We start from the raw sequence: 23,537 nt of genomic DNA on the forward strand, positions 1-23,537 counted from the left end.
CCCGCTTTTCTAAATTGCCAGCAGTGTACCGGCCATGCAGCTAATTCGCGCGACCATAGTTGCGCTATAGTTGCTGCCCTCACGTACACGCTGCCAAAGAGTTCTACTCCATGTTCAACAAAGGATTGTTGCTGGCCTGCGCGCTGGCTTTGCTCAGTGCCTGTGACTCTTCGACGCCGGACAAGCCGGCGCCATCCGAAAAGCCGGCGGCCACAGCGCCCGCCGCCACCCCGGCACCCCAACGCGAAGACCCGGCCGTACTCGCCAAACGCTACGAGGGCCGCGAGCTGACGGTGCTGGATGTTTCCGAAGTGCAGCTCGATGGCGCCGCGACGCTGTCGATCAGCTTCTCCGCGCCGCTGGATGCCAAGCAGGACTTCGCCAGCAAAGTGCACCTGGTCGACACCGTCAAAGGCAAGCTCGACGGCGCCTGGGAACTGTCCGACAACCAGATGGAGCTGCGTCTGCGCCATCTGGAGCCGCAGCGCAAGCTGGTGCTGACCGTCGACAAGGGCCTGCTGGCGGTCAATGGCAAGCAACTGGACAGCGAGTCGATCAGCCGCCTGGAAACCCGCGACATGCAGCCGACCATCGGCTTCGCCAGCCGCGGTTCGCTGCTGCCCACGCGCCTGGCCGAGGGCCTGCCGGTGATCGCCCTCAACGTCGACAAGGTCGATGTCGAGTTCTTCCGCGTGAAGCCGGACATGCTCTCGACCTTCCTGGTCAACTGGGGGCGCAACAGCAGCCTTTACTACTACCAGTCCAAGGAAACCCTGGACATGGCCGATCTGGTCTACAGCGGCCGCTTCGACCTCAACCCCGCACGCAACACCCGCGAGACCGTGCTGCTGCCGATCGCCGGCATCAAGCCGCTGCAGGAGCCAGGCGTGTACCTGGCGGTGATGCGAGCCTCGGGCACTTACGACTACTCGCAACCAGCGACCCTGTTCACTCTCAGCGACATCGGTGTGTCCGCGCATCGCTACCGTGACCGCCTCGATGTGTTCGCCCAGGCCCTGGAAGGTGGCAAGGCGATGAACGGCGTCAACCTGGAAATCCATGACGACAAGGGCAAGCTGCTGGCTCAGGCCAGCACCGACAGCGATGGCCACGCCCAGCTGCCGATCACGCCCAAGGCCGACACCCTGATCGCCACCCAAGGCGTGCACACCACCCTGCTGCGCCTGAGCAGCGCGGCGCTGGACCTGGCCGAGTTCGACATCACCGGCCCGCAGGCCAACCCGCTGCAGTTCTTCATCTTCGGCCCGCGTGACCTGTATCGCCCCGGTGAAACGGTGTTGCTCAACGGCCTGCTGCGCGACCAGGACGGCAAGCCGGTCAAGGCGCAGCCAGTGAGCGTGGAAGTGCGTCGCCCGGATGAGCAGGTCAGCCGCAAGTTCGTCTGGGAAGCCGACGGCAATGGCCTGTACCAGTACCAGCTGCAGCTGGCCAGCGAGGCCCCGACCGGCCGCTGGCAACTGCTGCTCGACCTGGGGGGCGGGCGCAAGCAGGTGTATGAATTTCTCGTCGAAGACTTCCTGCCCGAGCGCCTGGCGCTGGAACTCAAAGGCAGCAGCAAACCGTTGTCTCCGGATCAGGATGCGCGTATCCAGGTCAATGGCCGTTACCTTTACGGCGCCCCGGCTGCCGGCAACCGCCTGAGCGGCCAGGCCTATGTTCGCCCGCTGCGCGAGGCGGTACCAGCGCTGCCTGGCTACCAGTTCGGCTCGGTCACCGAAACCGAGCTGAACCAGGACCTGGAGCTGGACGAAGTTACCCTCGACCAGGCCGGCAAGGCCGTGGTCGATATCGAAAGCCGCTGGGCCGAAGCCCGCTCGCCGCTGCAACTGACCGTGCAGGCCAGCCTGCAGGAGTCCGGTGGCCGGCCGATTACCCGCCGCCTGGAACAACCCATCTGGCCGGCCGAGCGCCTGCCGGGCCTGCGTGGCCTGTTCGACGGCGAGGAAACCGACAGTGACGGGCCGGTGGAGTTCGAGTTCCTGGTGGCCGACCGCAACGGCAAGAAACTGGCGGCCAACGACCTCAAGGTGCGGCTGGTGCGCGAGCGCCGCGACTACTACTGGAACTACTCGCAGAGCGATGGCTGGAGCTACGCCTACAACGAGAAGTTCCTGACCCAGAGCGAAGAGACCGTAAGCGTCAAGGCCGGCTCCACCGCCAAGCTGAGCTTCCAGGTGGAATGGGGCCCTTACCGTGTCGAGGTGGAGGACCCGGAGACGGGCCTGGTGTCCAGCGCGCGCTTCTGGGCAGGCTATCGCGCCCAGGACAACGCCGAAGGCGGCGCGGTGCGGCCGGACCAGGTCAAGCTGGCGCTGGACAAACCGGCCTACGCCGACGGCGCTACCGCCAAGGTCACCGTCACCCCGCCCGCAGCCGGCAGTGGCTACCTGATGATCGAGTCCAGCGATGGCCCGCTGTGGTGGCAGGAGATCGACGTTCCCGCCGAGGGCAAGACGTTCGATGTGCAACTGGACAAGCAGTGGGCACGCCATGACCTGTACATCAGCGCGCTGGTGATCCGCCCGGGTGAGCGCAAGGCCAACGCCACGCCGAAACGCGCGGTGGGCGTGCTGCACCTGCCGCTGAACCGCGCCGAACGCAAGCTGGCGGTGAGCCTGCAGGCTCCGGAAAAAATGCGCCCGAAACAGCCGCTGACCGTGAAGATCAAGGCTGCAAATGCCGATGGCAGCGTGCCTGAACGGGTGCATGTGCTGTTGTCGGCGGTGGACGTGGGCATCCTCAACATCACCGACTTCAAGACCCCCGACCCATTCGCCAGCCTGTTCGGGCGCAAGGCTTACGGTGCTGACCAGCTGGATATCTACGGCCAGTTGATCGAAGCCGGCCAGGGCCGCCTGGCCAGCCTGGCATTTGGTGGTGACGCAGCGATGGCCAAGGGTGGCAAGCGCCCCAACACCACGGTGACCATCGTCGCCCAGCAGAGCCTGCCGGTGACCCTGGACGACAAGGGCGAGGGCCAGGCCACGGTCGATATCCCCGACTTCAATGGCGAACTGCGGCTGATGGCCCAGGCCTGGACCGAGGAACAGTTCGGCATGGCCGAAGGCAAGACCGTGGTCGCCGCGCCGCTGATCGCCGAACTCTCGGCGCCGCGTTTCCTGGCCGGTGGCGACCGTACCAGCCTGGCGCTGGACCTGGCCAACCTGTCTGGTCGTGCCCAGCAACTGAATGTTGAAATCAGCACCGAAGGGCAGCTGAGCCTGGCGGCCAACGCCGTGCAAAACGTAGCCCTGGCTGAAGGCCAGCGCTCGACGCTGATGATCCCGGTACAGGCCCAGGGTGGCTTGGGGCAGGGCAAGGTACATGTGCGGGTTACTGGCCTGCAGCTGCCGAACGAGCCGACCGGCGCGTTCGAACGCGAGTGGACGCTGGGCGTGCGCCCGGCCTACCCGGCGATGCTCAAGCACTACCGCGTGGCCTTGAAGGACCAGCCATGGACCCTGCCTGAAGCAGACCTGGCTGCCTTCGAACCCGCCGGGCTTGAAGCCAGCCTGGCCCTGTCGAGCCGGCCACCGCTGAACCTGGCCGAGCAGATCCGTGCCCTCGAAGCATACCCCTACGGTTGCCTGGAGCAGACTACCAGCGGCCTCTATCCGTCGCTGTACGCCGATGCCGACAGCCTCAAGCGCCTGGGCATCAAGGGCGAGCCAGCCGATGTGCGCAAGCGCAAGATCGAGATGGGTATCGAGCACCTGCTGGGCATGCAGCGCTACAACGGCAGCTTCGGCCTGTGGAGCTCGGACAGCGAAGAAGAATACTGGCTGACCGCCTATGTCACCGACTTCCTGCTGCGCGCCCGTGACCAAGGCTATGGTGTGCCCGCCGAAGCGCTGAAGAAGGCCAGCGAGCGCCTGCTGCGCTACCTGCAGGAGCGCAACCTGATCGAAGTCGACTACAGCGAGAACGCCGAACACACCCGCTTCGCCGTGCAGGCCTATGCGGCATTGGTGCTGTCGCGCAGCCAGCAGGCGCCCCTGGGTGCCCTGCGTGGCCTGTTCGAACGCCGCGCCGACGCCCGCTCTGGCCTGCCACTGGTGCAACTGGCGGTGGCGCTGGACAAGATGGGCGACAAGCCGCGTGCCGAGCAGGCCCTGCAGGCAGGCCTGGGCATCAGCCGCGGTAAAGGCTGGATGGCCGACTATGGTAGCGCCCTGCGTGACCAGGCACTGATCCTGGCGCTGCTGCAGGAAAGCAACCTGGCCAGCCGCCAGGTCGACCAGCGCCTGTTCGCCCTGTCGGATGAACTGGCGGCCAACCGCTGGCTGTCGACCCAGGAGCGCAATGCACTGTTCCTGGCCGGCCGTGGCCTGCTGGGCAAGCCGGAAGGCCAGTGGCAGGCGCGCCTGGACAGCGCGGGCGAAGTGCGCGAGTTCAACAATGCCGAGTCCGGCATGAAGCTCGAAGGCCCGTTGCTGGCTTCGCCATTGAGTGTGCAGAACCAAGGTAGCGAAACGCTGTACCAGCAACTGACCTTGTCGGGTTACCCACGCCAGGCGCCTGCGGCCGGTGGCAACGGCATGCAGATCCGCCGTGAGTACCTGGGCATGAATGGTCAGCCGTTGGACCTGCATAACCTGCGCAGCGGCGACCTGGTGCTGGTGCACCTGGTGCTCAAGGCTGAAGACCGGGTGCCGGATGCGCTGGTGGTGGACTTGCTACCGGCGGGCCTGGAGCTGGAAAACCAGAACCTGGCGCAAAGTGCCGCCAGCCTGGAAAACGCCAGCAGTGCGGTGAAGGAATGGCGCGAATCGATGCAGAACGCCAGCGTGGTGCACCAGGAGTATCGCGATGATCGTTACGTCGCCGCGCTCAAGCTGGACAGCTATGGCACCACCCACCTGCTGTACCTGGCTCGGGCGGTGACCCCGGGCACCTATCGCGTGCCGCCGCCGCAGGTTGAATCGATGTACCGGCCAAACCTGCAGGCCGTGGGGGATGGGCAAGGGGAGATGACCGTAAAAGCCCGCTAGAATTTTGTCGCCTTTACCGGCCTCATCGCCGGCAAGCCAGCTCCCACAGGATGGAGCATGGCTTGAGGGCGACGCGGTCGAGGTGGGAGCTGGCTTGCCGGCGATTGGGCCGCAACGCGGCCCCCGGCCCTGTTCAGTGAATCACCCAGCTCATCACCCACAACCCCAGCAACAGCCAGATGATCCCGAGGATGATCGAGGCGCGCATGAACGCGCGGATTGCCGAGTACAGCAGCACCAGCCCGATGATCAGGGCGAGGATGCTGAGCAGCGAGGTCTCCATGCCCAAGGTGCGCGCCAGGCCATCGATGAAATTGCCACCGGCATTGGCCAGCAGGTTGAACAGCCCGCTCAATGCGTCGACGATGAAGCGGATCAATGACCCCAGCGCCTGGCCCAGCCACTCGAAAAAACCTTCTACATGCATAGTTGCTTCCTGATGAACGAATCGGCGATGTTGCCGTTCCCAAGCCTTTGGCCATCACCTGGCCAGGTCGGTTCCCGATGCCAAGCTTAACGCGGCCGCATACCCGTGCGGGCAGGCTGTTGCGCGCCACGGTGATCGGCATGCTGGTACTGTTCGGCCTGTTGTGGCTGGCTGACCGCCTATGGCCGCTGCCCATGCCCGGAGACGACCTGGCCCGCGTGGTGCTGGCCGAGGACGGCACGCCGTTGTGGCGCTTTGCCGATGCCGATGGCGTATGGCGCTACCCGGTCAGCTCCGACGAAGTCTCGCCGCTGTATCTGCAGGCGCTGCTCACCTACGAAGACCGCTGGTTCTACAGCCACCCCGGAGTCAACCCGCTGGCCCTGGCTCGCGCTGCCTGGCTGAACCTGCGTGGCGGGCGTGTGGTGTCGGGCGGCAGCACGCTGTCGATGCAGGTCGCACGCCTGCTCGACCCGCATGAGCGCACCCTGGCCGGCAAGCTGCGCCAACTATGGCGCACGGCGCAGCTGGAATGGCACTTGTCCAAGCGCGAAATCCTGCAGATCTACCTGGACCGCGCGCCCTTCGGCGGCACCCTGCAGGGCGTGGCGGCGGCCAGCTGGGCCTACCTTGGCAAGTCGCCCATGCACCTGACCCCGGCCGAAGCGGCGCTGCTGGCCGTGCTGCCCCAGGCGCCCAGCCGCTTGCGCCCGGACCGTCACCCCGAGCGTGCGCAGCGCGCCCGGGACAAGGTGCTGCAACGCCTGGCCGAATACCAGGTGTGGCCGGCTCAGCAAATCCGTGAGGCTGCCGAAGAGCCGCTTGTGCTGGCGCCACGTCAGGAGCCGGCTCTCGCGCCGTTGCTGGCCCGGCGCCTGAACAGCGCCGACAGCCCGCCGCTGATCCGTACCACGCTCGACGCCGCACTGCAGCGGCGTCTCGAAGACCTGCTGCTGGGTTGGCGGGCACGGCTGCCGGAGCGCACCTCCGCCGCCATCCTGGTGGTCGATGCGCAGACGATGGCGGTGCGTGCCTACCTGGGTTCTATCGACCTGGCCGACGAGCGCCGCTTCGGGCATGTCGACATGGTGCGTTCGTTGCGCTCGCCGGGCTCCACTCTAAAGCCGTTCCTCTACGGCATGGCACTGGATGATGGCCTGATCCATTCCGAGTCGTTGTTGCAGGATGTGCCGCGACGCTATGGCGACTACCGCCCCGGCAACTTCTCCATGGGCTTCAGCGGGCCGGTGTCGGCCAGTTCGGCGCTTGCGCTGTCGCTCAACCTGCCGGCGGTGCAGCTGTTGGAGGCCTATGGTCCGAAACGCTTTGCCGCGCAACTGCGCATGGCGGGCATGCCGCTGATATTGCCGCCTCTGGCAGAGCCCAACCTGTCGTTGATCCTGGGTGGCGCGGGCAGCCGCCTGGAGGACCTGGTGGGTGGCTACGCTGCGCTGGCGCGGGGTGGCAATAGTGCGAGGGTGCGCCTGCAACCACAGGATCCGTTGCTGGAACGGCGCCTGCTGTCGCCAGGGGCGGCGTGGATCATCCGGCGCATCCTCAGCGGCCAGGCGCGCCCCGACCGCGACCCGCATGCCGAGCTGGTGCAACGCCCGCAACTGGCGTGGAAGACGGGCACAAGCTACGGCTTTCGCGATGCCTGGTCGATCGGCGTGGGCCCGCGCTACCTGATCGGCGTATGGATTGGCCGCCCCGATGGCACACCGGTCCCCGGCCAATTCGGGCTGGCTTCGGCAGCGCCGCTGATGCTGCAGGTGCACGACCTGCTGAGCAACCGTGACAGCCAGCGTGGCATCAGCGTGCCGGTGGAGCGGGTGCCGGCGAACGTCGGCGTGGCTGCGATCTGTTGGCCACTGGGCCAGCCGATGAGCAAAAAGGACCCCAACTGCCGGCGTCAGCGTTTCGCCTGGACTTTGGACGGCACTACGCCGCCAACCCTGCAGGCCGCCGACCAGCCACTCGGCCTGGGCCTGCGCGAAAGCGTATGGGTCAACGACCAGGGGCTGCGCGTCGATGGCAGTTGCCCGGGCGCCAAGGCCCGCGATATCGCCCTATGGCCCGCCCCGCTGGAGCCTTGGCTGCCACGTGTGGAGCGGCGTGCGGCGCGCCTGCCGGCCATCGACCCGGCCTGCCCGCCGCAGGTGCCGGCCAGCGCGCCACCGCTTTCGATCGTGGGCGTGCGCCCAGGCGACAACCTGCGCCGCCCGGCCACCAGCAGCGAGCCGTTGCAACTGCATGTGTCGGCACTGGGCGGCGGCGGTCGGCGCTGGTGGTTCCTCAACGGCCAGCCATTGGGCGAAACCCAGGGCCAGGACAGCCTGCTGGTGCGCTTCCAACAGGTAGGCCAGGCCGAAATCAGCGCGCTGGATGAAAGCGGCGAGACGGCGCGCGTGGCGTTCCAGATCAGCGAGTAGCCGTTCGACGAGGGCCGAGGCAGCACCTACGCTTGCAGGTAACGGGTGTGACCGGCTGGCGCCCCTGATGCCTGACAGTCAAGCAATTTGGGGCCGCTTTGCGGCCCTTCGCGGGCACGCCCGCTCCCACAGGTTTGGTGCTGGGTTCAGGAAAGCGCGATCTCGGTGGGAGCGGGCGCGCCCGCGAAGGGCTGCAACGCAGCCCCAGGGAACATGGAGCGCCCTATGCGTCCTCTGGCCGTGCCCCTATTGTTGCTGCCTTGGGCACTTGCGGCCCATGCCGAGCCTTTGCCGGGTTTTCTCGACAGCCATGAGTACGAACGTCGCCTGCCCAGCGCCAACCTTCCAATAGACGCCTACCGCCCGGTCAGCGCTCACCTGCAGCTGGCTGGGGTGGAGGGTGACAGCCCCGCGTGGGCGCCTGCGAATACCCCGCTGGTGCTGCATAAAGTGCGCTTCGAAGGCGGCACGGTGTTCCCCTTGAGCGACCTGCGCGAACACTACCAACCGCTGATCGGGCGCCAGACCACGTTGGGCGAGCTGCAGCAGTACACCGCGCGCCTGACCCAGCGCTATCGGCAGGAAGGCTACCTGTTGTCGTACGCCTACCTGCCGCCGCAGGAAGTGGCCGATGGCCGGGTCAATGTGGTGCTGGTCGAAGGTTATATCCGTGATTACCGCGTGGACGGCGATATCGGCCCGGCCGGCGCCTATCTGCATCAGCTGCTGGAGCGGCTTGCCACCGAGCGCCCGCTGACCCGAGAAACGCTGGAGCGCTACCTGGGCCTGGCCGAGCGCCTGCCGGGGGTAACGATAGAGCCGCAGCTGGCCGTGGCGCAAACCGCTGATGGTGCTGCGCGGTTGACCGTGCATGCGCAGCGCAAGCCGTTCAGCGCTGCTGTTATCGTTGCTGATGGCAACCGCGACGATGCGCAGGCGCTGCTGACGGCAACCAGCCACGCCCAGACCCGCTTTGCCGAACAGATCGAGGCCAGCCTGTTGCTGCCGCCGGGGGATGACCAGGTGCATTACCAGCGCCTGGCCTACAGCCAGTACCTGGACGCGGGCGGCAGCCAGCTGCTGCTGTCGGCTTCGCGCTACCGCAGCGAACCCGGCACGCGGATTCGTCTGGACGATGGCCGTGACATCACCCGCAAGCGCGACAGCGATCGCTATGCGATCGGCCTGCGCCAGCCGGTGATCGTCAGGCCGGATGAATGGATGGTGGTGCAGGGGCAGGTGTATTCGGTCAGTGAGCACTTCGAGGACCGGGTAGATGGGTTGCCATCGGCACGGGACTACGACACCTACGTGCGTGCGCTGTCATTCGAGGGCGACTGGCGCAAGGTGGAAGAGGGCCGTTTGCGCATCGTCAGCGCCGGGGTCTATCAGGGCCTGGATTATCTGGGGGCGCGTAGCGATGCCGACTACGATCTGGATTTTCTGCGGTTGCGGCTTTCCGGCTTGCAGAGCAACACGTTGCTAGGTAACTGGCAGGGGGTGGTGTCCGGGGCGTTGTACTGGAGCGATGACCAGCTGCCTGACAGCGAGCGTGCGGGATTTGGCGGGCAAAATTTCGGCCGTGGCTACCCGCGCGACCAGGCGGACGGCGACAAGGGCTGGGGTTTGGCTTACGAGGTGAACTACAGCATGCACGGCAGCTGGCTGGCGTTGGTGCAGCCCTATGTGGTGGTGGACACGGCGCAGGCATGGCATAACCGAGGGCCTGTGGAGGATGCCCACCTGGCTTCGGCGGCGCTTGGGGTGCGATTGGGCGATGGGCGCTTGTTCAATGTGGCGCTGGAGGTGGCCAAGCCTTTGGCCGATGTGGCATTGGACAGCCTGGACCGCGCGCCGCGCGTGACGTTAAAACTGGCTATCCAGTTGTAACAGGTGAACCGAGGATCTGTAGGAGCAGCCTTGTGCTGCAAAGAGGCCATTTCAGGCGCAATCTTTTGTATGCCATGAGGGCCCTTTCGCAGCGCAAGGCTGCTCCTACAAAAAAGCGGTGTGCCTACCGGTCACTCAATGGGTAGTAAACCGCTGATGCACCGGCGACGAACTGGGTGTCAGTGCCAGTGCCAGCTGGGTGCGGTTGTGCATGTGGGTCAGGCGCAGCACCTGCGACACATACAGCTTCACGGTATTCTCGGTAATGCCCAGCTCACAGGCGATCTGGTAGTTGGTCTGGCCCTTGCCCACCAGGCGGGCTACTTCCAGCTGGCGTGGCGACAGCTTCTCGAACGCCGCTGGCAGTTCGCTTTCACTCTCGTCCACATCGCTGGCACGCCGGTGCATGCCCTGGCCCCGGGCTTTTTGCAGGTCCTGGTAAAGCTCGTCCATCGACTCTGCCAGCTCTTGCAGACGCTGGCTCAACCCGCCCAGCTCGCGGAAGCTGCGCTGGCGCTCCTGCACGGCCTGTTCCTGGCGGCGTACGCCCTCCAGCAGTTCATTGAGGTCCATGGGTTTCTGGTAGTAATCGGCAAAGCCCTCGCGCAACGCTCGGATCACATCCTGCTTCTCCGCTCGACCGGTCACCATGATGGCCTCGAACGCGCGCTGCCCGCCTTGTATCTTCAGTTCGCGGACCAGTTCAATACCATCACGACCAGGCATGTGCAGGTCACAGATGACCACGCCAATGGTCTCGTCTGCCAGGTAACGTTCCAGGGCTTCGTCAGTGGAGTGGGCCGGCAGGCAGCGGTAACCCTTGGTTTCGAGAAACTCACACAATTGTTCGACTATCACTGGTTGGTCATCGACCACCAATATCTTCACATCACTGAATGCTCTGGACACGATCAACTCCCTGTCGTTACGCGGTCCTGCTCCCGGGCCAAGCGCTCTGCAAACTAAAAATAGTCGGGGGTAGTGGATTTGTACAAATTACATATTCTGTACAGCCATCGGACCACGAGATTGCTCACTGGATCCATACAGCAGTCAAAAGAAAACCGGTGAGCACATAGGGGACGAACGCCTGCTTGTCACCCATTTCCTCGGTCAAAGCCTGCAAGCGCTTTTTTACCTTGGGGTTGAGCAACGTCCACAGGCGCCGGCGGGTAAGCAGCCACAGCAGCACGCTGACGCCGGCGCCGATGAAGGTGCCAAGCACGTATTGCGGGCTGGTGGCCAGGGCCAGGGCGCCCATCAGCTTGACGTCATCGGCACCGAAACGGCCGAGCATGTAGCCGGGCAGGGTCAGCAACATGACGATGGCCAGCGCCCATCCGGCATCGCTGGCATCGGCGCCGATCCAGCTGCGGCCAGTGGCGAAAAGCCAAGCCAGGGCACAGGCAGCCACACCCAGGGTGAGCATGTTGGATATCTGGCGTTGACGCACGTCCTGTTCGGAGCACAAGGCAAGCCACAGCAGGAGAACAATGCTTTGCATTGGCAGGTCGCCCTTCCCAAATGTTGAACACATCTACCCGGTCAGTCAGGTTTCCTTAAGTGAAGATAGACGGGAACCTGCGGGGAGTGGAGCGGGAGAGGGAAAAAGGCGTGGCCGGGATGGATTTTGTCGCTGTTGAAACAGGCCTCGCAGGCGACCCTTGTGGGAGCGGGTTCACCCGCGAACACCGGCAAAGCCGGTGCCATGCACCGCGTTGTTTTCTTCGCGGGTAAACCCGCTCCCACAGGGGCTGCGGTGCCTGCATAACCGCGCTCGGTGTTACTTCTTGCTCCCCGGCGGGTAGTTGGCCAACACCTTGGTCACGGTGTTTTGGATCGCGCTGTTGCGTTCCTCGGGGCTTGGCGGGTAGTTGTTCATGATCTGCTCGGCACTGCCGCGCCACACCAGCTTGCCGTCACGCCCATCGAACAGGTCGATCTGGATAGTGGCGACCTTGTAGTCGACGCTGCGAGTTTCGTTGTACATCGGGCCACCCCAGTAGCCGCCCCAGTAGCCTCCCCAGCCACCGCCGTAGTTGGTGGTGATCTGTTGCTGGCGCTGCTCGACGATCAGGTACGCGCGCACTGTCACGTCCGGCCGGGCGCCGCCTTGTACCGGGCGCAGGCCACGCTGGTCGAGTTGGCTTGCAACTGCCTGGCGAATGCGTTGCTCGGTGAGGTCGCTCTTGATTCGTGGGTCATCCGGGCGGTACTGCAGGCCCGGTTCCTGCCATGCCCAGCTGCGGTAGGCGGCAAAGTCACGGCTGGCATCGAAATCCTGCTGGACGTTATTGCTGGAGCAGGCGGCGAGCAACAACGCGAATGACAGTAGAACGAGACGGCGCAACATGATGGTTCTCCGTTGGATATCAACTGGGAGGATAGCCGTTGAGCGCCTTGTGCACAGAATCGCGCAGGGCGCTTTCGCGTTCACGCGGCGAGTCCTTGTCGCTGCCGCTTTCGGCACTGGCACTCCATACCGGCTGGCCGCTGCGGGCGTCGTACAGGTCGATACGCACCACCATCACCTGCACTTCGTAGGTGCGCACGATGGGCACGCTGGCATAGCCCCCATAGCCATGGCGGTAGCCGCCATAGCCGACACCGCCATAGGGATACGGGCCGTAGTAAGGGGCGTAGGCATCGTAGTCACGTACCTGGCGCAAGCGCTTTTCCAGGCGTATGTCGGCGCTGACCAGCAAGTCGCCGGGGCCGCCCCGGGCGGGACGCAGGCCATGCTGGTCCAGTGCGCCGCTGACGGCATCGGCCAGTTGCGCCGGGTCGGTATCGACCGAGCCACTGGGCCACTGGCCGTTGAGCCAGCTCCAGCTACGGTAGTGCCCGTAATCACGGGCCGGTGTCGGGTAGGCACTGGCATCGAAGGTGCTGGCCGCCTGGACCGGTGCCGGTGGTAACGGGCGGCTGCTGGCCACGTAGGGGTTGCTGCCCTGGCAGCCAGCCAGGGCAAGCGGCAGCACGGCCAGGCACAACAGACGGTACGGCATGTATTCCTCCCGGCGGGCAGGTCAACGGGGGCGACAGACCCAGTGCAGGTAGCGGCCGAGCCCGGCGAAGCTGGGGTGGCGACGGTAGGCCAGTTCCATTTCCAGCAAGTCGAGCAGTTCAGCCTTGCCCTGGAATTCCTTGGGCATGTAGTCGTGGAATACCCGCACACCACTTTCGCTTTCAACCTGCCACATGGGTTCAAGTTGCGCCCTGAGTTCGCGTGGATCAAGCGGTTTTTGCGGGGTCAGGCTCTGCTTTTCACCTTCCAGCCGGTTGCTGCGCAACTTGCGGAAATGGCCCTTGAGCAGGTTGCGATAGACCAGGGCGTCGCGGTTGTAGAAGGCCAGCGACAACCACCCGGAAGGGGCCGTGAGCTGGTGCAGCACCGGCAGGATGCTTTCGGGCTCGGCCAGCCATTCGAGTACGGCGTGGCATAGCACCAGATCGTAGGGTTCGGTCAGCTGGCCAAGCAGGTCTTGCCAGGGGGCCTGGATGAAGGTGGCCGGTTGGCCGGCTTCGGCAAAGCGCGCCCGTGCGCCGTCGAGCATGGGCGCGGCGGGTTCGGCCAGGGTCAGCTGGTGGCCGCGCTGGGCCAGCCACAAAGCCATGTGACCCAACCCGGCACCGATGTCGAGGATGCGCAGCGGGCGGTCAGGCAGGGCTTCGGCCAGGTCGGCCTGCAGCACGGCCAGGCGGATCGCGCCCTTGGCGCCGCCGTAGATCTTTTCGGCAAAGCGGGTAGCCAGCTCATCGAAGTGACGGTCGTTCATCGGGCGAAGCGCCTCTCGCTGTCGGCCAGCTTGGCTCGCACTACCTGGTCCATGTCCAGGCCAAGTTCGCTGCACAGCAGCAACAGGTAGAGCACCACATCGCCGATTTCCTGGCCGGCATGGGCCAGCTTATCGGCTGGCAGCTGGCGCGATTGGTCTTCGCTCAGCCACTGGAAGATTTCCACCAGCTCGGCCATTTCGACACTGGCGGCCATGGCGAGGTTCTTCGGGCTGTGAAAGCCGCGCCAGTCGTTGTTGTCGCGGATCTGGTGCAGGCGTTGGGTGAGTTCTTGCAGGTTCATCGGGGGTCTCCTAATGCTGCATAGCTTCTGCGCAGGCCCGATGCAAAGCAAGCGTATACCGCCAAGACAGACATGGTCCCTGTAGGAGCGGCCTTGTGTCGCGATGGGGCGCGAAGCGGCCCCAAATTATCAGCTTCGCCGCTGGCATCGCCGGGGCCGCTTTGCGGCCCATCGCGACACAAGGCCGCTCCTACAGGGGGGCCCAGCGCCCGACCATGTGCAGCACCCCGCCATGCCCATCCAGCCGCAGCTCTCCCGCAGCCCCCGCCTCACTGGCACCGAGCACCACCTCCGATGGCAACCGCACCGGCTTGCGGAAATCCACCTCGAAGGCAAAGCCACTGTGCGGCAGGTGCCCGCGCAGTGCCGCCAGGGCCATGGCCTTGCTCCACATGCCATGGGCAATGGCCGTGGGGAAGCCGAAGAGCCGGGCACTGGCCGCGCTGAGGTGGATCGGGTTGTAGTCCCCGCAGACCTTGGCATAACGCCGGCCGATATCGCTGTCGGCGTACCAGCGGGTCGCCTCTGGCAGCGCTTGCGGTTCGTCCTCGGCAGGCTCACCTGCCTGGCTTTCCAGCTTCAGCCCGCGCACCAGCATGCGGCTGGTCTCGCGCCAGAGCAGGCCGATGCCGTCTTCGGCTTCGGTGACCAGGTCGAAGGTGCCGCCCTTGGCATGCGCTTGCAGATTGCCTGCATGCACCGCAAAGCGCAGCCCTTCGATACCGCCCAGCGGGCGCATCACTTCGATGCGGTTGTGCAGGTGCACCAGGCCGAGCAGCGGGAAGGGGAAGTTTGGCGCGGTCATCAACTGCAGCTGCAGCGTGAACGCCATGACATGTGGATAAGTACCCGGCAGGCGGCCATCGTCGGTGAAGTGGCACAGCCGACGATAGGCGGCCAGGTTGCCCGACTGGACGCGAATGAAACAGCGCAGGCCGTCGTCCGGCAGCTGGTCGCCGCTGATGGTGCGCTTGCTTGCCGCGCGCAGGTACAGGCTGGCGCGCGAAGCCGGGCTGTGCAGGTCGTGCCAGTGTCGGCTCATGTTCAGGCCCCCATCAAGGCTTGGCCGCATACCCGCAGCACCTGGCCGTTGACTGCACCGGAGCCCGGCTGGCTGAGCCAGGCGATGGCTTCGGCGACATCCTGCGGGCGGCCGCCCTGGCCAAGCGAACTCAAGCGTCGCCCGGCCTCGCGCAGGCCCATGGGCATGGCGGCGGTCATGTGGGTTTCGATGAAACCGGGTGCCACGGCATTGATGCTGCCGCCGCGCTCGGCGAGCCGGGGCGCCCACGCCTGGGCCAGGCCGATCAGCCCGGCCTTGCTCGCGGCATAGTTGGCCTGCCCGCGGTTGCCGGCGATACCGCTGACCGAGGCCAGCAGGGTGATGCGCGCGTTTTCACCCAGGGCGCCGTTGTCGTACAGCGCCTGTGTCAGCACCTGCGGTGCCTTGAGGTTTACCGCCAGCACCGCGTCCCAGTATTCCGGGGTCATGTTGGCCAGGGTCTTGTCGCGTGTGATACCGGCGTTGTGCACCACGATGTCGACGCCGTCGGGCAGGGCCGCAAGCAGTTGCGTTGCCGCGTCGCCGGCGCAGATGTCCAGGGGCAGCGCCTTGCCACCCAGGCGTGCGGCCAGGGCGTCGAGGTCCTGGCTGGCTTGCGGCACGTCCAGCAGCAGTACGTCGGCACCGTCCCGCGCCAGGGTTTCGGCAATGGCGGCACCGATGCCGCGTGCGGCCCCGGTTACCAGGGCGCGGCGGCCAGCCAGCGGCCGTGTCCAGTCCTCGACCTGGCTGGCGCAGGCATGCAGGCGCAGCACCTGGCCGGAAATGAAGGCGCTCTTGGGCGAGAGGAAGAAGCGCAGGGCGCCTTCCAGCTGGTCCTCCGCGCCGGGGCCGACATACAGCAACTGCGTGGTCGCACCGTTGCGCAGTTCCTTGGCCAGCGAGCGGCTGAAGCCTTCCAGGGCTCGTTGGGCAATGCTGGCCAACGGGTCGTCGAGGTTTTCTGGCGCGCGGCCCAGCAACACCACATGGGCGCACGATGCCAGGCTGCGCAGCAGAGGCTGGAAAAACTCGCGCAACTGCTTCAACGCGTCGCTGTCGGACAGGTGACTGGCATCAAATACCACGGCCTTGATCTTCGGCCCCAGGCCAGCCACCCATGCCTCGGCCTGGAGGTTGTCGGTATTGAAGCTGTAAAGCGTGTCGGTCAGGCGCGGGGCAATGGCTTCGACCTGGCTCGCCAGTGGCCCGCCACCCAGTACCAGGGCACCTTCGACCGGGCGCAGGCGGCCTGCCTGCCAACGCTCCAGCGGCGCTGGACGTGGCAGGCCAAGGGCATCCACAAGGCGGCGGCCGAGGTTGGAGTTGGCAAAGCCGAGGTAGCGATCGCTCATGAGTGGGTCTCCCGGAAGGCAAGCTTGAAAGTGTGGACCAACTTTGTGGCAAGGTCGTTCGAATGCGGCAAAAACACCTAGGCTGTACGGATCAAATTGTTTCAGGAGGAACAAGCGCATGCGTTCACTTCGCCGGGTCGCGATCCTGGGCGGCAACCGAATTCCCTTCGCCCGTTCCAATGGCGCCTACGCCACGGCCAGCAACCAGGCGATGCTCACCGTCGCCCTCGAAGGGCTGATCGAACGCTACCGCCTGCATGGGTTGCGCATGGGGGAGGTGGTGGCCGGTGCGGTGCTCAAGCACTCGCGAGACATGAACCTGACACGTGAGTGCGTGCTGGGTTCGCGCCTGTCGCCGCTGACGCCGGCCTACGACATCCAGCAAGCCTGCGGCACCGGGCTGGAGGCAGCGCTGCTGGTGGCCAACAAGATTGCCCTGGGGCAGATCGACTGCGGGATTGCCGGCGGCGTGGACACCACCTCCGATGCGCCGATTGCGGTAAACGAAGGCCTGCGCCACATCTTGCTGCAGGCCAACCGTGGCAAAAGCCTGGGCGAGCGGCTCAAGCCATTCCTCAAGCTGCGCCCTCACCACCTGAAACCCGAATTGCCGCGCAACGGCGAGCCGCGCACCGGGTTGTCGATGGGCGAGCATTGCGAACGCATGGCCCAGGCCTGGCGCATTGGCCGTGCCGAACAGGACGAGCTGGCGCTGCTCAGCCACCAGGCGCTGGCTGCCGCGTACGCCGAAGGTTGGCAGGATGACTTGCTGACGCCGTTTCTGTCGTTGACCCGTGATAACAACCTGCGCCCCGACCTGACGCTGGAACAATTGGCCAAGCTCAAGCCAGCCTTCGACCGCAGCGGGCAGGGCACGCTGACGGCGGGCAACTCCACACCGCTGACCGATGGTGCTTCGCTGGTGTTGCTGGGCAGCGAGGAATGGGCCGAGCAGCAGGGGCTGTCGGTGCTGGCCTATCTGGTCGATGGTGAAACCGCTGCGGTGGATTTCGTTACTGGTCGCGAAGGGCTGTTGATGGCGCCGGTGTATGCGGTGCCGCGGCTGTTGGCGCGCAATGGCCTGACGCTGCAGGACTTTGACTATTACGAGATTCACGAAGCCTTTGCTGCCCAGGTGCTGTGCACGCTCAAGGCCTGGGAAGATGCCGATTATTGCCGCGAACGGCTGGGGCTGGATGCGCCGCTCGGGGCGATTGACCGCAGCAAGCTCAACGTCAAGGGCAGTTCGCTGGCGGCCGGGCACCCGTTTGCCGCGACCGGGGGGCGGATATTGGCCAACCTGGCCAAGCTGCTGGCGAGGTCGGGGAAGGGGCGGGGGTTGATATCGATCTGCGCTGCGGGTGGGCAGGGGGTGACCGTCATCGTCGAGCGCTGAGCTGTTAGGCTTGTCTGGTCAGAACTACAAGAAACCACCATGCCCATCATCGGACACCCCCGCCCCATTCCGGCGCTGGACTACCTGCCCAGGCCACTCTATGCCCGTGCCGAAAGCCTCGGCGCCGGCTCCTGGACCACCCGCCACCAGCACGACTGGGTGCAGTTTTCCTATGCCATCAGCGGCGTCCTCGGGGTGTATACACAGGAAGGCAGCTACTTCGCCCCACCCCAGTGGGGCGTATGGATCCCAGCCGATTTCGAACACGAGGTGGTCACCTCGATGCAGGCCGAAATGCGCAGCCTTTACGTGCGCCGGGATGCCTGCCCGTGGGCACCGGAGCAATGCCGGGTACTGGAAGTGACCCCGCTGGCGCGCGAACTGATCAAGCAGTTCTGCCTGTTCCCGGCAGACTACCCGGAGGGTGACAGCGCCGAGGCGCGGCTGGTGGTGGTGCTGCTCGACCAGTTGCGCATGCTGCCCGAGGTCGGTTTTTCGCTGCCACTGCCACGGCACCCGGGGTTGCTGGCGCTGTGCAATGGGCTGATCGCTGCACCGGACCAGTCGCAGACCTTGCAGCAGTGGGCGCGAGAGCTGGGGTGCTCGGAGAAGACGCTGATGCGGCTGTTCCAGCGAGAGACGGGCTTGAGTTTTCGCAACTGGCGGCAGCGTATGCGGCTGTTGTCGTCGCTGGCGCTGCTGGAGGCCGGGGAGAGTGTGACCGAGGCGGCGTTGGGGTGTGGGTATGACTCCACCTCGGCTTACATTGCGGCGTTCAAGCAATTGTTCGGCGCGACGCCGGGGGAATTGAAGCTTTAGGCAATCAGGCATTGTTTGCCTGCACCGGCCTTATCGCCGGCAAGCCAGCTCCCACAGGATCCCACTGCACTCAGGGCCTGTGCAGTACCTGTGGGAGCCGGCTTGCCGGCGATAAGGCCGGGGCAGGCAAAACATCAGGTACGGAACCTGCGCACCAGTGCATCCAGCTCATTGGACAACCCGGCCAGGCTCTCCGAATCCATCCGCGCCGCTTGGGCCAGTTCGGCCACCAGCTGCGCATCGCCATGAATCTGGCTGATGTGCCGGTTGATGTCTTCGGCCACCTGGTGCTGCTCTTCGGCCGCCGTGGCAATCTGGGTGTTCATGTCGCGGATCACATCCACCGACTCGCGGATCTGCCCGAAGCTGTCACGGGCCAGGCCGATGCGGCTCACCGACTGCTGCGAAACCTCCAGGCTGGCGTGCATCTGTGCGGCCACTTCGGCAGTGCGGCTGGCCAGGTTGCCCAGCAGGCCGTCGATCTCTGCGGTGGAGTCGGCAGTGCGCTTGGCCAGCGCCCGCACCTCGTCGGCAACCACGGCAAAGCCACGGCCCTGCTCGCCGGCACGGGCCGCTTCGATGGCGGCGTTGAGTGCCAGCAGGTTGGTTTGCTCGGCAATCGAGCGGATGGTGCCGAGGATCGACTGGATGGCGTTGCTGTCACGCTCCAGCTGCTGGATCGACTGCGCCGACTGTTCTATCTCCTGGCTCAGGCGGTCAACGCTATGTACCGCGGCATCGATTTGCTGCTGGCCTTCGCGGGCCTGCTGCTGGCCGCTGTCGGCCGACTGTGCCGCCTGGCTGCAGGAACGTGCCACTTCGTTGGCGGTGGCGACCATTTCGTGGAAGGCGGTAGAGACCATGTCCACCGCTTCGCGCTGGCGGCCTGCGGCTTCGGCCATGTCGCTGGAAACGCGGGTCGAGCTGCTGGAGGTGCTGAGTATCTTGCTGGCGGCAGCCCCGATGTGCTGGATCAGGCTGCGAATGGCACCGAGGAACTGGTTGAACCAGCTGGCCAGTTGCGCTGTTTCGTCGCGGCCACGGATCTCCAGGTTGCGGGTCAGGTCGCCCTCGCCCTGGGCGATATCTTCCAGGCCGCTGGTGACGCTGTTGATCGGGCGTACGATCAGCTTGGCGAAGGTGGCACCGACCACGGCGAACAGCGCGGCCAGTACCAGGGCCACCACGCCGATCAGCCAAGTCAGGCGGGTGGTGGTCTGCATCACTTCGCTTTGTTCGATCAGGCCGATCAGGGTCCAGCCCAGCTGTTCGTCCGGGTAGATGTTGGCCATGTAGCGCACGCCATTCAGTTCCACTTCGGCCAGCCCCTTGCCGTGCTTGGCCAGCTCGGCGTACCCGTCGCCAAAGCTCGCCAGTTGCTTGAAGTTATGCTTGGCGTCACGAGGGTCGACCAGTACGTTGCCGTTGTTTTCCACCAGTAGCACGTAGCCGCTTTCGCCCAGCTTGATCTGCTGGACGATCTCGGTAAGGCCTTTGAGCGAGACGTCGACGTTGACCACGCCACCAGGGTTGCCCAGTTGGTTGGCGACGGTGCGCACGGTGCTGACCAGCACGGCGTCGTCGGCAGCCCAGTAGTAGGCGCCGGTACGCAAGGTCTTGCCAGGGTTGGCCATTGCCAATTGGTACCAGGGGCGGGTGCGCGGGTCGTAATTGACGAACTTCTGCCCGGCCGGCCAGCCGACATAGCCACCGTCATTCACCCCGTAGGACAGGTACGCATAGCTGGGATGCGTGGTGGCCAGGCGGGTCATGAACTCCAGCAGCTTGTTGGCCTGGTCGCCCAATTCGTTGGACGGGGTTGCGCTCATGTACTTGTTCAGTTCGCTACCCGTGGCGGCGACCATCGGCTGCGCAGCCAGGTACTCGACATTCTGGTTGATGCCCTGGAAGAAGATGTTCATCGCGTTGCTGACCTGGCGGATTTCCCGGCTGCTGCCATCGAGGAATCCGTCGCGGGCTTCGCCACGCAGGTTGAGGACCACCAAGGTGGCCACAAGGATTATGGGCAAGCCGGCGATGACCGCGAATGCCCAGGTCAGTTTCTGTTTGATGCTCATCGACGCTCCCGGATTTGTTATTTTCGACACACGAGGCAGGTAACAATTGCATCGGCAGCATCCGGGTTTAATGTAGGAAAACGCCCGTATTTATTGGATAAAGTCGCAGTTGGTGACTATTCGGTCGTGTTTGGACGTATATGGCATACCAAACGTTGCGGGTGGCTCAGTGACAGCAGCCATTAGCAGAGCCATTGGCCAGATCCTTGAGGATCGGGCAGTCCGGGCGCTCGTCTCCCTGGCAGTGCGATACCAGTTCGCCAAGGGTGTCGCGCAGGCTCACCAGCTCTTCAATGCGCCGGTTCAGCTCATCGATGTGTTGCATGGCCAGCGCTTTCACATCGGCGCTGGCACGCTGGCGGTCCTGCCACAAGGTCAACAGCTTGCCGACCTCCTCGAGGGAAAAGCCCAGGTCGCGGGAGCGCTTGATGAAGGCCAGGCTGTGCAAGTCTTCCGCCTGGTAAAGGCGGTAGCCGCTGTCACTGCGCGTGGCGGGTTTGAGCAGGCCGATGGACTCGTAGTAACGGATCATCTTGGTGCTGAGCCCGCTGCGGCGGGCGGCCTGGCCTATGTTCATGGGGCCTCCTGGGTGTTGCTGGTGGGTTTCCACGCCTTGAGCCACAGCGCGTTGCTCACCACGCTGACGCTGGACAGGGCCATGGCGGCGCCGGCCAGTACCGGGTTGAGGTAACCCAGCGCGGCCAGCGGGATGCCGATCAGGTTATAGATGAACGCCCAGAACAGGTTCTGGCGGATCTTCGCATAGGTCTTGCGGCTGATCTCCAGGGCGGCCGGTACCAGGCGTGGGTCGCCGCGCATCAGGGTGATGCCGGCGGCCTGCATGGCCACATCGGTACCGCCGCCCATGGCAATGCCGATATCGGCGGCGGCCAGCGCCGGCGCATCATTGATGCCATCCCCGACCATGGCGACCACGCCATCCTGCTTGAGTGCAGTCACGGTCGCGGCCTTGTCGGCCGGCAGCACTTCGGCATGCACGTCGTCGATGCCCAGGGCATCGGCCACCACTTTGGCGCTGCCGCGGTTGTCGCCGGTCAGCAGGTGGCTGCTGATGTGTTGCGCGTGCAGGGTATCGATCGCCTGCGCGGCTCCGGGCTTGAGGCTGTCACCAAAGGCGAACAGGCCCAGCACACGCGGCTGCGCGCCGCGTTCGATAAGCCATGACAGGGTGCGCCCCTCGGCTTCCCAGGCCTGGGCCTTGGCGGCCAGGTCGCCGGGTGGCAGGGCGCTTTCATCCAGCAGGCGGCGGTTGCCCAGGGCCAACTCGCGGCCTTCCACACGCCCGGCAATACCACGCCCGGTCAGCGACTGGCTGTCAGCAACGCCAGGCACGTCCAGGCCCTGTTCGGCACAGGCATCCAGTACCGCCTTGGCCAGCGGGTGTTCGCTGCCGCGCTGCAGGGCACCGGCCAGGCGGTGCAGGTCGGCGCTGCTGCCCACCTGCGCCTGGCTGTGGACAACGCGCGGGCTGCCGGAGGTGAGGGTGCCGGTCTTGTCGAACACCACACGGTTGACCGCATGGGCGCGCTCCAGGGCTTCGGCGTCCTTGATCAGGATGCCATGGCGGGCGGCGACCCCGGTGCCGGCCATGATCGCGGCGGGTGTGGCCAGGCCGAGGGCGCAGGGGCAGGCGATGACCAGTACCGCGACGGCATTGATCAGCGCGGTTTCCAGTGGCGCGCCAGCCAGCCACCAACCGACCAGGGTGATCAGCGCCAGTACCAGCACGGCCGGGACGAATACCTGGCTGACCCGGTCGACCAGCTTCTGGATCGGTGCCTTGGCCGCCTGGGCATCTTCCACCAGGCGGATGATGCGTGCCAGCACGGTTTCGGTACCCAGTGCCTGGGTGCGTACCAGCAGCCGGCCTTCGCCGTTGATGGCGCCACCGGTGACCCTGTCCCCTGGCTGCTTGGGCACCGGCAGGCTCTCGCCGCTGATCAAGGCTTCATCGGCATGGCTGCTGCCGTCTTCCACCACGCCATCGACCGGGAAGCGCTCGCCGGGTTTGACCAGTACCAGGTCGCCGAGGCGCAGTTGTGCAATGGCCACGTCCTCTTCCTGGCCATCGACCAGGCGCACGGCCCGTTCCGGGCGAAGGGCTTCGAGGGCACGGATGGCGCTGGCAGTCTGGCGCTTGGCACGGCTTTCCAGGTACTTGCCCAGCAGCACCAGGGCAATCACCACGGCCGAAGCTTCGAAGTACAGGTGAGGGGCCATGCCGGCGTGGGCTTGCGCCCACTGGTACAGGCTCAAGCCGTAGCCGGCGCTGGTACCCAGAGCCACCAGCAGGTCCATGTTGCCGGTACCTGCGCGCACGGCTTTCCAGGCGGCCACGTAGAACCGCGCGCCGAGAATGAACTGCACCGGTGTGGCCAGCAGGAACTGCACCCACGCTGGTAACATCCAGTGCACGCCAAACGGCTGCACCACCATTGGTACCACCAGCGGCAGGGCGAGCAGCAACGCTGCGCCGACCGCCAGGCGTTCGTTACGCAGGCGGTGCTGGGCAGCGTGCTGGTCGTCCTTGGCGGTTTGCGGCAGGCTGGCGCTGTAGCCGGCCTTTTGCACGGCGTCGATCAGCAGGTTGTCGTCGAGGGCCGCGAGCACTTCGAGGTGAGCGCGTTCGCTGGCCAGGTTGACGCTGACCCGTTCAACACCCGGCAGCTTGCCGAGAGCGCGCTCTACGCGGCCGACGCAACTGGCGCAGGTCATGCCGCCAATCTGCAGTTCGACGGTGCGGGTGGGCACGCCATAGCCGGCTTCGCGTATGGCCTCGACCAGCGCGGGCAGACTGTTGGCCGGGGCCTGGACCCGGGCCTGTTCGGTGGCGAGGTTGACGTTGACCTGTTCAGTGCCGGTGACCTTGCGCAGGGCGCGTTCGACCCGGCCGGCACAACTGGCGCAGGTCATGCCGGAGATCGGCAGGTCGTATGTGGTGGATGCGGGCATGGCTCTCCTCCTTGGACAGGCCTCCAGCATCA

General features: G+C 65.4%; 17 protein-coding genes and 1 pseudogene. 5 read left to right on the plus strand and 13 right to left on the minus strand.

Annotated features, from left to right (window positions below):
- Window positions 1-110: 110 nt before the first annotated feature.
- On the plus strand, window positions 111-5,012 hold the full coding sequence (locus ACK56M_RS03585) for an alpha-2-macroglobulin family protein (protein WP_411959251.1): 4,902 nt from the start codon (window positions 111-113) through the stop codon (window positions 5,010-5,012).
- 133 nt (window positions 5,013-5,145) lie between these two features.
- Here ACK56M_RS03585 and ACK56M_RS03590 read toward each other — a convergent pair whose 3' ends face one another.
- Window positions 5,146-5,439 carry a hypothetical protein gene (locus ACK56M_RS03590; RefSeq protein ID WP_013970720.1) on the minus strand — a complete coding sequence of 98 codons (294 nt, stop codon included), beginning with the start codon at window positions 5,437-5,439 and terminating at the stop codon, window positions 5,146-5,148.
- A 77-nt stretch (window positions 5,440-5,516) separates the two neighbouring features.
- Between ACK56M_RS03590 and pbpC the strand changes: the two genes are divergently transcribed.
- A complete protein-coding gene (pbpC, locus tag ACK56M_RS03595) occupies window positions 5,517-7,871 on the plus strand; it encodes a peptidoglycan glycosyltransferase PbpC (protein WP_137137880.1) in 2,355 nt (784 codons plus the stop codon).
- A 225-nt stretch (window positions 7,872-8,096) separates the two neighbouring features.
- Window positions 8,097-9,761, plus strand: a complete 1,665-nt coding sequence (locus ACK56M_RS03600) for a ShlB/FhaC/HecB family hemolysin secretion/activation protein (protein ID WP_191471998.1) — start codon at window positions 8,097-8,099, stop codon at window positions 9,759-9,761.
- Between the two features lie 135 nt (window positions 9,762-9,896).
- On the opposite strand, the gene ACK56M_RS03605 is transcribed toward ACK56M_RS03600, so the two are convergent.
- The 8 genes from ACK56M_RS03605 to ACK56M_RS03640 all read right to left on the minus strand — a co-directional run bounded on the left by ACK56M_RS03605 (window position 9,897) and on the right by ACK56M_RS03640 (window position 16,239).
- Window positions 9,897-10,670 (minus strand): response regulator transcription factor, encoded by a 774-nt coding sequence (locus ACK56M_RS03605; RefSeq protein WP_015268823.1) that lies wholly within the window; start codon window positions 10,668-10,670, stop codon window positions 9,897-9,899.
- Window positions 10,671-10,794: 124 nt separating this feature from the next.
- Window positions 10,795-11,265 carry a prepilin peptidase gene (locus ACK56M_RS03610; RefSeq protein ID WP_013970724.1) on the minus strand — a complete coding sequence of 157 codons (471 nt, stop codon included), beginning with the start codon at window positions 11,263-11,265 and terminating at the stop codon, window positions 10,795-10,797.
- Window positions 11,266-11,544: 279 nt separating this feature from the next.
- Entirely contained in the window at window positions 11,545-12,114 is a 570-nt protein-coding gene (locus tag ACK56M_RS03615; protein WP_039614657.1) for a DUF4136 domain-containing protein, read from the minus strand.
- A gap of 19 nt (window positions 12,115-12,133) precedes the next feature.
- Complete coding sequence (locus ACK56M_RS03620; RefSeq protein WP_411959252.1) at window positions 12,134-12,769, minus strand: DUF4136 domain-containing protein; 636 nt, start codon at window positions 12,767-12,769, stop codon at window positions 12,134-12,136.
- A gap of 21 nt (window positions 12,770-12,790) precedes the next feature.
- The gene (locus ACK56M_RS03625) at window positions 12,791-13,540 is read right to left on the minus strand and encodes a methyltransferase domain-containing protein (RefSeq protein WP_100413275.1); all 750 of its coding nucleotides are present in this window, start codon (window positions 13,538-13,540) and stop codon (window positions 12,791-12,793) included.
- The gene (locus ACK56M_RS03630) at window positions 13,537-13,842 is read right to left on the minus strand and encodes a MazG-like family protein (protein ID WP_013970728.1); all 306 of its coding nucleotides are present in this window, start codon (window positions 13,840-13,842) and stop codon (window positions 13,537-13,539) included. Before ACK56M_RS03630 ends, ACK56M_RS03625 begins: the two co-directional genes overlap by 4 nt.
- 190 nt (window positions 13,843-14,032) lie before the next feature.
- Complete coding sequence (locus ACK56M_RS03635; RefSeq protein WP_100414121.1) at window positions 14,033-14,884, minus strand: MaoC family dehydratase; 852 nt, start codon at window positions 14,882-14,884, stop codon at window positions 14,033-14,035.
- A gap of 2 nt (window positions 14,885-14,886) precedes the next feature.
- Window positions 14,887-16,239, minus strand: a complete 1,353-nt coding sequence (locus ACK56M_RS03640; protein WP_015268828.1) for a 3-oxoacyl-ACP reductase — start codon at window positions 16,237-16,239, stop codon at window positions 14,887-14,889.
- Between the two features lie 118 nt (window positions 16,240-16,357).
- Between ACK56M_RS03640 and ACK56M_RS03645 the strand changes: the two genes are divergently transcribed.
- Window positions 16,358-17,635 carry an acetyl-CoA C-acetyltransferase gene (locus tag ACK56M_RS03645; protein WP_023662416.1) on the plus strand — a complete coding sequence of 426 codons (1,278 nt, stop codon included), beginning with the start codon at window positions 16,358-16,360 and terminating at the stop codon, window positions 17,633-17,635.
- A 39-nt stretch (window positions 17,636-17,674) separates the two neighbouring features.
- Window positions 17,675-18,454 carry an AraC family transcriptional regulator gene (locus ACK56M_RS03650; RefSeq protein WP_054572849.1) on the plus strand — a complete coding sequence of 260 codons (780 nt, stop codon included), beginning with the start codon at window positions 17,675-17,677 and terminating at the stop codon, window positions 18,452-18,454.
- A gap of 134 nt (window positions 18,455-18,588) precedes the next feature.
- On the opposite strand, the gene ACK56M_RS03655 is transcribed toward ACK56M_RS03650, so the two are convergent.
- The 4 genes and pseudogenes from ACK56M_RS03655 to ACK56M_RS03670 form a co-directional block, all read right to left on the minus strand.
- Window positions 18,589-19,356 carry a methyl-accepting chemotaxis protein gene (locus ACK56M_RS03655; RefSeq protein WP_371033815.1) on the minus strand — a complete coding sequence of 256 codons (768 nt, stop codon included), beginning with the start codon at window positions 19,354-19,356 and terminating at the stop codon, window positions 18,589-18,591.
- Between the two features lie 138 nt (window positions 19,357-19,494).
- A pseudogene (locus tag ACK56M_RS03660) lies at window positions 19,495-20,532 on the minus strand (cache domain-containing protein); the annotation flags it as partial.
- Between the two features lie 166 nt (window positions 20,533-20,698).
- Window positions 20,699-21,109 carry a Cu(I)-responsive transcriptional regulator gene (gene cueR / locus ACK56M_RS03665; RefSeq protein WP_061303951.1) on the minus strand — a complete coding sequence of 137 codons (411 nt, stop codon included), beginning with the start codon at window positions 21,107-21,109 and terminating at the stop codon, window positions 20,699-20,701.
- Window positions 21,106-23,505: a heavy metal translocating P-type ATPase gene (locus tag ACK56M_RS03670; RefSeq protein WP_061303953.1), complete on the minus strand. Its 2,400-nt coding sequence runs from the start codon at window positions 23,503-23,505 to the stop codon at window positions 21,106-21,108. The genes cueR and ACK56M_RS03670 overlap by 4 nt, the downstream gene beginning before the upstream one ends.
- Between the last annotated feature and the right edge of the window lie 32 nt (window positions 23,506-23,537).

Source organism: Pseudomonas sp. s4 (genome assembly GCF_046764235.1).
In the GTDB taxonomy this organism is placed as follows: Bacteria; Pseudomonadota; Gammaproteobacteria; order Pseudomonadales; family Pseudomonadaceae; genus Aquipseudomonas; species Aquipseudomonas asiatica.

What these genes read in the sequence shown, in the direction of transcription:
- ACK56M_RS03610 (WP_013970724.1), bottom strand. Translation starts at nt 11,265, where the DNA reads ATGCAAAGCATTGTTCTCCTGCTGTGGCTTGCCTTGTGCTCCGAACAG.
- ACK56M_RS03625 (WP_100413275.1), bottom strand. Translation starts at nt 13,540, where the DNA reads ATGAACGACCGTCACTTCGATGAGCTGGCTACCCGCTTTGCCGAAAAG.
- ACK56M_RS03630 (WP_013970728.1), bottom strand. Translation starts at nt 13,842, where the DNA reads ATGAACCTGCAAGAACTCACCCAACGCCTGCACCAGATCCGCGACAAC.
- ACK56M_RS03650 (WP_054572849.1), top strand. Translation starts at nt 17,675, where the DNA reads ATGCCCATCATCGGACACCCCCGCCCCATTCCGGCGCTGGACTACCTG.
- ACK56M_RS03655 (WP_371033815.1), bottom strand. Translation starts at nt 19,356, where the DNA reads ATGGCCGAAGCCGCAGGCCGCCAGCGCGAAGCGGTGGACATGGTCTCT.
- ACK56M_RS03585 (WP_411959251.1), top strand. Translation starts at nt 111, where the DNA reads ATGTTCAACAAAGGATTGTTGCTGGCCTGCGCGCTGGCTTTGCTCAGT.
- ACK56M_RS03615 (WP_039614657.1), bottom strand. Translation starts at nt 12,114, where the DNA reads ATGTTGCGCCGTCTCGTTCTACTGTCATTCGCGTTGTTGCTCGCCGCC.
- ACK56M_RS03620 (WP_411959252.1), bottom strand. Translation starts at nt 12,769, where the DNA reads ATGCCGTACCGTCTGTTGTGCCTGGCCGTGCTGCCGCTTGCCCTGGCT.
- ACK56M_RS03600 (WP_191471998.1), top strand. Translation starts at nt 8,097, where the DNA reads ATGCGTCCTCTGGCCGTGCCCCTATTGTTGCTGCCTTGGGCACTTGCG.
- ACK56M_RS03645 (WP_023662416.1), top strand. Translation starts at nt 16,358, where the DNA reads ATGCGTTCACTTCGCCGGGTCGCGATCCTGGGCGGCAACCGAATTCCC.
- ACK56M_RS03590 (WP_013970720.1), bottom strand. Translation starts at nt 5,439, where the DNA reads ATGCATGTAGAAGGTTTTTTCGAGTGGCTGGGCCAGGCGCTGGGGTCA.
- ACK56M_RS03640 (WP_015268828.1), bottom strand. Translation starts at nt 16,239, where the DNA reads ATGAGCGATCGCTACCTCGGCTTTGCCAACTCCAACCTCGGCCGCCGC.
- pbpC (WP_137137880.1), top strand. Translation starts at nt 5,517, where the DNA reads ATGCCAAGCTTAACGCGGCCGCATACCCGTGCGGGCAGGCTGTTGCGC.
- ACK56M_RS03635 (WP_100414121.1), bottom strand. Translation starts at nt 14,884, where the DNA reads ATGAGCCGACACTGGCACGACCTGCACAGCCCGGCTTCGCGCGCCAGC.
- cueR (WP_061303951.1), bottom strand. Translation starts at nt 21,109, where the DNA reads ATGAACATAGGCCAGGCCGCCCGCCGCAGCGGGCTCAGCACCAAGATG.
- ACK56M_RS03670 (WP_061303953.1), bottom strand. Translation starts at nt 23,505, where the DNA reads ATGCCCGCATCCACCACATACGACCTGCCGATCTCCGGCATGACCTGC.